General features: G+C 61.0%; 7 protein-coding genes. 4 read left to right on the forward strand and 3 right to left on the reverse strand.

Features of this window, described 5'->3' with window-relative positions:
- Positions 1-158: 158 nt before the first annotated feature.
- Positions 159-572 (reverse strand): hypothetical protein, encoded by a 414-nt coding sequence (locus B7R21_RS16265; RefSeq protein WP_147305927.1) that lies wholly within the window; start codon positions 570-572, stop codon positions 159-161.
- Between the two features lie 111 nt (positions 573-683).
- Between B7R21_RS16265 and B7R21_RS16270 the strand changes: the two genes are divergently transcribed.
- Positions 684-2,153: an insulinase family protein gene (locus tag B7R21_RS16270; protein ID WP_147305928.1), complete on the forward strand. Its 1,470-nt coding sequence runs from the start codon at positions 684-686 to the stop codon at positions 2,151-2,153.
- Between the two features lie 228 nt (positions 2,154-2,381).
- On the opposite strand, the gene B7R21_RS19780 is transcribed toward B7R21_RS16270, so the two are convergent.
- Positions 2,382-2,588: a hypothetical protein gene (locus B7R21_RS19780; protein ID WP_147305929.1), complete on the reverse strand. Its 207-nt coding sequence runs from the start codon at positions 2,586-2,588 to the stop codon at positions 2,382-2,384.
- A 2,095-nt stretch (positions 2,589-4,683) separates the two neighbouring features.
- On the opposite strand from B7R21_RS19780, the gene B7R21_RS16290 reads away from it, so the two are divergent.
- Together B7R21_RS16290 and B7R21_RS16295 are read left to right on the forward strand one after the other, a co-directional pair.
- On the forward strand, positions 4,684-5,145 hold the full coding sequence (locus B7R21_RS16290; protein ID WP_172592229.1) for a hypothetical protein: 462 nt from the start codon (positions 4,684-4,686) through the stop codon (positions 5,143-5,145).
- Entirely contained in the window at positions 5,135-5,620 is a 486-nt protein-coding gene (locus B7R21_RS16295; protein ID WP_116284319.1) for a DUF3515 domain-containing protein, read from the forward strand. Before B7R21_RS16290 ends, B7R21_RS16295 begins: the two co-directional genes overlap by 11 nt.
- Positions 5,621-5,638: 18 nt before the next feature.
- On the opposite strand, the gene B7R21_RS16300 is transcribed toward B7R21_RS16295, so the two are convergent.
- Entirely contained in the window at positions 5,639-6,271 is a 633-nt protein-coding gene (locus B7R21_RS16300) for a TlpA disulfide reductase family protein (protein ID WP_116284320.1), read from the reverse strand.
- A 132-nt stretch (positions 6,272-6,403) separates the two neighbouring features.
- Between B7R21_RS16300 and B7R21_RS16305 the strand changes: the two genes are divergently transcribed.
- On the forward strand, positions 6,404-6,739 hold the full coding sequence (locus B7R21_RS16305) for a hypothetical protein (RefSeq protein WP_116284321.1): 336 nt from the start codon (positions 6,404-6,406) through the stop codon (positions 6,737-6,739).
- Positions 6,740-7,089: the final 350 nt, after the last annotated feature.

Raw genomic sequence — 7,089 nt, forward strand, 5'->3', positions numbered from 1 at the left:
GGCCCGTGTCGATCACCAGCCGCGCCGCCTCACGGCGATACTCCGGCGTATAAGTCTTCCTCTTGCTTGTGCCCATCACGGACATCCTCCCCGACAGGCCCGCAAACACGCGAAACCCGCCTGGTCAGTGTCCGGAATTCGGGGTCAACCTCAGACCATCACAGCGGCAGAGGCGGGTGCTTACGCGAATGTAAGCAGTCGGCCAGTGCATGAAATGCGGCCGCTGCGGAAGGATTTGTCGCCGTGTGGGCAGAAGTGAGGTGGTGATGGTGCGGTTGCTCTTCGAACACCCGATATTCGACGGTGAAATCTTTGCCAACCTCGGCGCTCAGGCTCCGAGCCAATTCCATTCCCCGTTCTTGGAACTTCTTTCTCTGCTCGACACTCTTCCAATTGAAGTCGGCATCAAGCCCCGCGTAGTAGGAGTGTTCCCATTCCTGAAGCGCAACGGCGAGCTCGGCAGATATTTTCGCTTGCGCGTAGCTGATCGGGCCCATGAACCAGATCGTCGTGTCGGCGTAGTCGGGAAACAACAGAATGAGGTCTACTCCGTACGCGCTGTTCGATTTCACGCTCTCACCGTACCTAAGGCTGGCTTCCCGAAACAGGGCCGTTAGCAGCACTTGGGTTTCGATCCTCGTTCGGGTCCGGATCAGATAGCCCGGTTCTGCGATCATTGCGAAATGGATGGCTTTACCCGAACACTTCACAATGGCACCGTGCTCTGGTGCGCGAGGCTTCCCGGCTCGTGTTCGGGGACGCTGAGTTTCGGAGTGGGCTTCAAGGACGAACCCACGACATTGTTGGGTATCACCCATCTGCTTGAACACGTCGTCCTGAACCTGGTGCAGCCGGTGATTGTCGCGCACGACGCCGTGACGACCTCGGAGTCTGTGGTGTTCACCGCGTGGGGTGACCCGGATGACGTAGCCGGGTTCCTCAACGACGTCGCGGAAGCGGTTTGCCGCATCTCTTCGATAAGCGATGCTGTCCTCGTGGCGGAGAAGCTGTCTGTCGAGGCTGAAAGCCCAACTCAGTACGCCTCTCCAACAAGTGGCCTCCTGACCTACCGGTATGGCATCCCCGGGATCGGCAGCGCCAACTTCGGAGTCCCCGGAACAGCCAGCCTTACCCGCCAAGAGGTGATCGACTGGAGCGCCCAATGGTTCGTCTCCGATAACGCAATATTGACCTTCACCTCGCCATCCCCGGAAACACTGAACGTCATCCTGCCCCCCGGCTCCCCAGACCGTGCGACGGCGGACCTCGCGAGCATCGACACACCCGTGCTCGTTGAATCGGCGAAAGAGGGTGTCGCGCTCTCGCTCGTCGTCGAAGAAGGAGTCGCGGAATTCCTGGCCGAAGCGCTCTGGCACGAACTCATCGCGACGCTGCGCTACGACCTGAACCTGATCTACTCAGTCAGAGTCATCACCACCCGCGTCGACGAGCGCAGCTGTGAAATTGCGTTCGTACTGGACCCCCTTCCCCGCAACACGGCCAGGACCGTCCGGATGAGCATCGCCGCGCTTCGACGGATCAGCCGCAAAGGGTTCTCCCCTGCCACCGTCCTTGCGGTGCAGAAATCAGCCGACCTGGAAGAAGCGGATACGACGACCCACGCATCGTTCCTTCACGCGGCAGCGATCGATCACCTTCTTGACCGCACCAGCGTTTCGGGCATCCAAAGACTGCGGGACGCGCAACGAGCTACGAGCGAATCGCTGCGGCAGGCGCTCCGCAACCACCTCAGCACGTTGATCGTCGCTTACGACGAGGCCGAGGTGAAACGCAGCGACCTGCCCGACCGTTCGATCATCGCGCGAGATCAGTACTGGCCATGGCAGCAGAGGTCTGCCGGCGGTGGCACTGCGGACGTGTCCCACTTGCCGACCTGGCCATCCCGAGACGGCAAATCCGCTCTCTCGATCACGCCGACCCATCTGGTCGAAACCTCGTCGCGCAGGCCCATCGAGATCGCATTCGCTGACATCCGCCTCGTCGGAATCACCCAGGACAACGCGCTCACACTGATCGACCATCGAGGACGGTCTACCACCATCGACGAATCCGATGCGGTGAACTTCGAGACCCTGCGACACGCCATTCTCGAGCGCATCCCCACGAGCATCATCCGGGACTTCGCTAAGTAGTCGAAACGGCAACCGCTCGAGTCGAAGTCATCCCGTTGGACGCCCGCCCTGCGGCGTACTGGGCGCTATCGACTGCATTGTGTAAGACCGGTTCCATCGAATCGGTCCTCACTGATTGCGTTGACACTGTCGTAGATCATGCACACTGGATATTCGATGCCCTCTCGTTTGCACCACATGTGAGGTGGCGAGCAGAAGGAGTATCTCCCGATGGTTCCGACGGCCAGGTCAAAGTCCCGCACCATGCAGATCGTTGGCGGCGCGTTCGTAGCAGTATTCGGGATCTTCATCGTGCTCAGAATAGGTTTGCTTTTTAACCCCGATGCCGTTGGGAGCCTCGACGAATCTCAAGGAGCCTTCGTATTCGCGACCACGGTCGCGATCAGCGGAGTCGTGTTCACCGTCGTCATAGCCACATTCGCCATGATCGGTCATCGCGCTAATGGCCGTCGTGCGCGGGCGATCTCGGAGCGACCGGATGCTCTCGCCTTCACCTCTGACGTAAGGCCCGGGCTCAGACAGGCTCTCCGCGAACTGGGCTCTAGCCCGCCCTTGCTACTTGTCTTCTACCTTGTCCACGTAGACCGCGAGGGGGTACACCTTGGGTGGGGATACGGGAAACGAGCCGACCATGTCTCAATACCCTAGAGTGACATCACCCACATCTCCCGGGTGCAGATCATGGCTGGACTGAGACCCCTTTCGAGGATCGTGTTCGACATCGAAACCGACCAAGTCAGAGTCGTACTGCCTGCCGCGGTGAACAAAACAGGACCCGGCGTCTACAACTTCGAGGGCGCAAGAGTAGTTGACGGCTACATCGAAAGAATCAAGGAACTAAGCACCCGCTCCTTCTAGATCTCGTTCTCCAATCATCGCTCCGATCCGGGACACTTCCCCAGCCTGACGTGGGACGTCGAAATTTGCAGAACCCGAAGATCTGGACGCAAACGGCACACCGCTGTGAACCGCGCAGCAGCCGTGCTCTCCGTCATCCCGCTCAGGGTCCGTCAACCGTCGCGTGTATCGCTCTCAGGCTTTGCCTCAAGAGGTGGTTTGTCAGGTTCGCCCGTGTTCGCCCTTCCCTTGGACGACAAACAGGCTCATCCTTGAGCTACGAGGTGGGCGTGGGTTGTAGCTGCAGTGGCGATAGCCATCGTCACACTTCTTCTTTCTTTTGGTCTCCAGGCGGGCAGCTGCGTCGACTATGCCTCGGGCGCTGGCGAATGCACCAGTGGGCCAATAGCTGGACCAATTGGCTCCTGGGTACTCGCAGGTATCGGCTCTCTAGCGGTCGTCTACTGCGTGTTTCGCGCCGCACGTTCCGACCGGACGACCTGAGCTCGAGCTACCGAGCGGGTCGCCGGCGCGGTGGACTGATTCGGACCCTCGCCATCCGGTGACGTATCCCGTCAATGGTTCCGTAGCTGGACCGAACCTCGATTCGACAGCTGCCAGCTGAGGAACGGAGCTGCACTAGTTCATTTGCTAGTGCTGGTTGGACTTGGCCTTCTTTCGGGCACTGTAATTAAGAAACCCACCCACGCCGACACATATGGCCACAAACGCATTCAGATATGGCACGAACGAGCCTGGCGACATGATGATCAGGACAACGGCACAGATGAGAAGTGCAATCCCGACAAATCCCAAGGTGAGCGACAGTCTGATCATTCCAGGAGCCTAACAGGCAACCACGGAAAGCAGCTGTCTTCCCTCACCGCTCATGAGAGGTCCACCCCCGGCGACCTCAATCCCGTCCCGATAAGCGTCGGCCCGTAGGCTCGTCGGATGATCGATGTGACGTTTCGCAAGGTGAAGCCCGAGAACCGGGAAGCCGTCGAGCAGCATGCGCGCAGCCGACGGAGGGCCTGCGGCATCCCACATCCTCCTCGACTTATACGACCACTGACAGCCGCGCCTCCGCCGCGAGGCGGATGTGCCGGACATCCACAGTCGGTAAAGTCAGCAGCAGGAGGAGCGACGATGCAAAGCACCTGGGCAGCAAAAATATTCGGAGACAAAGAGGACCCCCGAGCGCGGCTGCACGCCCTCTTCGGTGGGACCCTGCCCGCTGGCGGACAACCGCCGACGGCTGCGGTCACCTGGGCCCGCGAAACCCTCAGCCGAGCGGGAAACCCCGACCCCCGTAACATCACGACGACTGTTCGACTCCTTCGCGAAGCCGAACCACGGCTCACCCTGAAGACAGCCACATTCCTCGCCCGCCACACCTAACCACGCCAACCATCTCGTTCGCGCTGGCACCGATCTACGCCCTCCTCCCCCTCGGCGTCGTCGCGGCACACGTCCGCACTCTTTCACCCCCGATCGACAACACAAGCCGGCCACTGACCTAGCCAGCACTGGACAACGTCAGTCTTGCGATCCGAAGCTCCAGCTTCCAGCCGGCTACTTCCGACTTGCACAAAGCTCGCCCACAATGTCCTCCCGTCGCGCGGGATCGGAGGCGTCCCGGTAGAGGTCCCTCCCCGGAGCGGATTCAGTCCGGTTGTGCGATGGTGGGGTGGTGCGCGTGTTTGTCTACTCTTTCGCCGTGACGGTCATGACCGCGGTCGGGCTGTTCGTCATCGGAGTGCTTCAGTTTCCGCTCCTCAACCCCGGCAGCACCATTTCCGACGCGATTGGCAGCATGGCCGGCGTTTTGGCCTTCGCTGCGTTCATAGTTCTACCCGCGCTGCTGTTCTACATGCTCGCAGTTGCAGGTGTGATCGGTGTGATCCGTCGACGAACATGGTGGGCCGGCGCGCTGGCCGGCCTGATCCCTGCACTTCTCCTTTACGGTCTTCTGGCCCTGATGGACAGTGGGGCCACGTACATCGGGACAGCGGAGGAACTTCACGCAGCCGACGTGATCAAACAGGTCTTCGCGGTCTTGAGTGTTTGCTGGTGTACCGTCGCCGGAACCTCTCTGATCGGACTGGCACAGACATTGAATCCCACAACGACAAGCAGCGTTCATGAGCTCTGAAGTTCGTCGACGGCGTCGACTTTTCGGCAGGGCCTTCGCATTCCTTGGTGGCGCAGCGTGCGTTCTGCTGGTGACGGGGTGCGCACCAACGGTTGCGATGGACGCCGCACCCAACGCGACAGACCCCGCGTGCGCGGAAATCATGGTGCGCCTGCCGGACAAGCTTGAGGACCTGGACCTGCGCGAGACAAACGCGCAGGCGACCGCTGCCTGGGGTTCGCCTGCATCCGTTCTTCTGAGCTGCGGCCTCCCCGTTCAGCCCCCAACCTCCCTGCCGTGCCTGCCGGTCGGGACGGTGGAATGGATCATCGACGACTCGAACCCGGCCTACACAACAGCGACCACGCACGGCCGCAAACCGGTGACACAGCTTGTGATCAACAACACCGAAAATGGTGGTCAGACATTCTTGGCAGACCTCGAAACAGCGATCGCCGCCACACCGATCGACCCGGGCGTCGCGCCGTGCAAATGAGCTCCTCCCCCGGAGCTGCTATTTGCTGTTGGCCGAGTCGATGAGGGACTTGAGGATGCCCGGGTCTGCGTGGCCGGAGATGATCGCGCTGATCCTGTTGTCACCGTCGAGAATCGCGGTGCTCGGGGTGTAGAGCTTTGCCGCCTGACCGGCGAACGCGATCTGAACAGCCCCGTTGGTGTCAAGGACCGTCGGGTAGGTGACCTGGTAGGTGGTCAAGAACGCTTGAGCCGTTTCGGCTTCATCACGGATGTTCACGCCCACGAAATGGACAGTGGGGCTCGAAGTCTGTTCGTACACGCTTTCGAGGTCTGCCGCCTCGGCTCTGCACGGAGCACAGCTCACATACCAAAAATTCACGACCGTCACCCCCGCCTCTCCTGCGGGCGCGGATACGTAGTTCGTTCCGTCCAGCTGGGGCGCGGTGAAAGTGATGCTCCCGGTGCGGTTCCCCGGCGCGATCTCGGTAATACTGCCGTCGCCAGCGACGTAATTCTTTCCACTTCCTTCTCGATACTGCTGGGCGAGGGCATCATTTGTGCACCCGGACAAACCCACCGTGCAGCCAACGACCAAAACTGCGACGAAGGTATGACCGACCCTGGCTGCACGCATCCCAGCACTCAGCTTCCAACTCGCATTCACACCCATGATGTGATGATTCTGCCAGCCTTTCTGGCGCTTCGACCCTGCCTCGGGGATACGACGCCGAGATGCCGATCGCGAGACAACACTCGTGCCGCTGAGGGTCCCTGAATGACGCCACCCGGTTAGCGTCTCGTTGTGAGCGATGCAGCGGAGTCCCTCAGTACGGTAGTACGGGTGTTTCCCGATTACGCCAGCCTCACCGACCTCTTCGAATGGCGCCCAGGAACCGATCCTTCCGCCTTCGACGAACAGGGTCTGGGGTTGGCGAAGCGACTGGCTGACGAACTCGGCGACGCGGTCGAGGTTGAGTACCACCACCGTCGAGAGGGCGCGCTTCAGCCCGAGAGGCTGCGCGGGGCAAAAAAGGAACGAATGCGGCTGCGAGAGCAGCCTTCATTGGGATGGCCCGAGACGCACAAGCAGAGGACGAAAGACTCTCTCAGATTCCATCAGGCGGCGAAGTGCGCCTGAGGTTCGGGCCACGCCAGCCGAACGGACCGCGCAGCGCTCAAGAGCCGGCGACATCGCTAATCCTTGACAGTGATCCCGCGACTGCGCGGAACCATGGGTCGCTGGACCGCATTCGCGACTCCCGCCCAGTGCCCGACAAACACGTGTGACCCCTGCCGAGGCAGGGGTCACACGTGTTGAGGGGAGGTGTTACTTGGTGTTGACGGTGATCTTGGCGACGCCGACGAGGAGGCCTTCCTTGACGGCGGTGGTGCCGTAGGTCTTGTTCAGCAGTGCGGCGGCGTCAGCGGACACGTGGACCGTGGTGCCCTCGAGGATCGCGGTGTCGCCCGAGGTCTGCAGGGGCTTCA

The sequence above is a fragment of the Subtercola boreus genome (genome assembly GCF_003399625.1).
GTDB classification, from domain to species: Bacteria; Actinomycetota; Actinomycetes; order Actinomycetales; family Microbacteriaceae; genus Subtercola; species Subtercola boreus_C.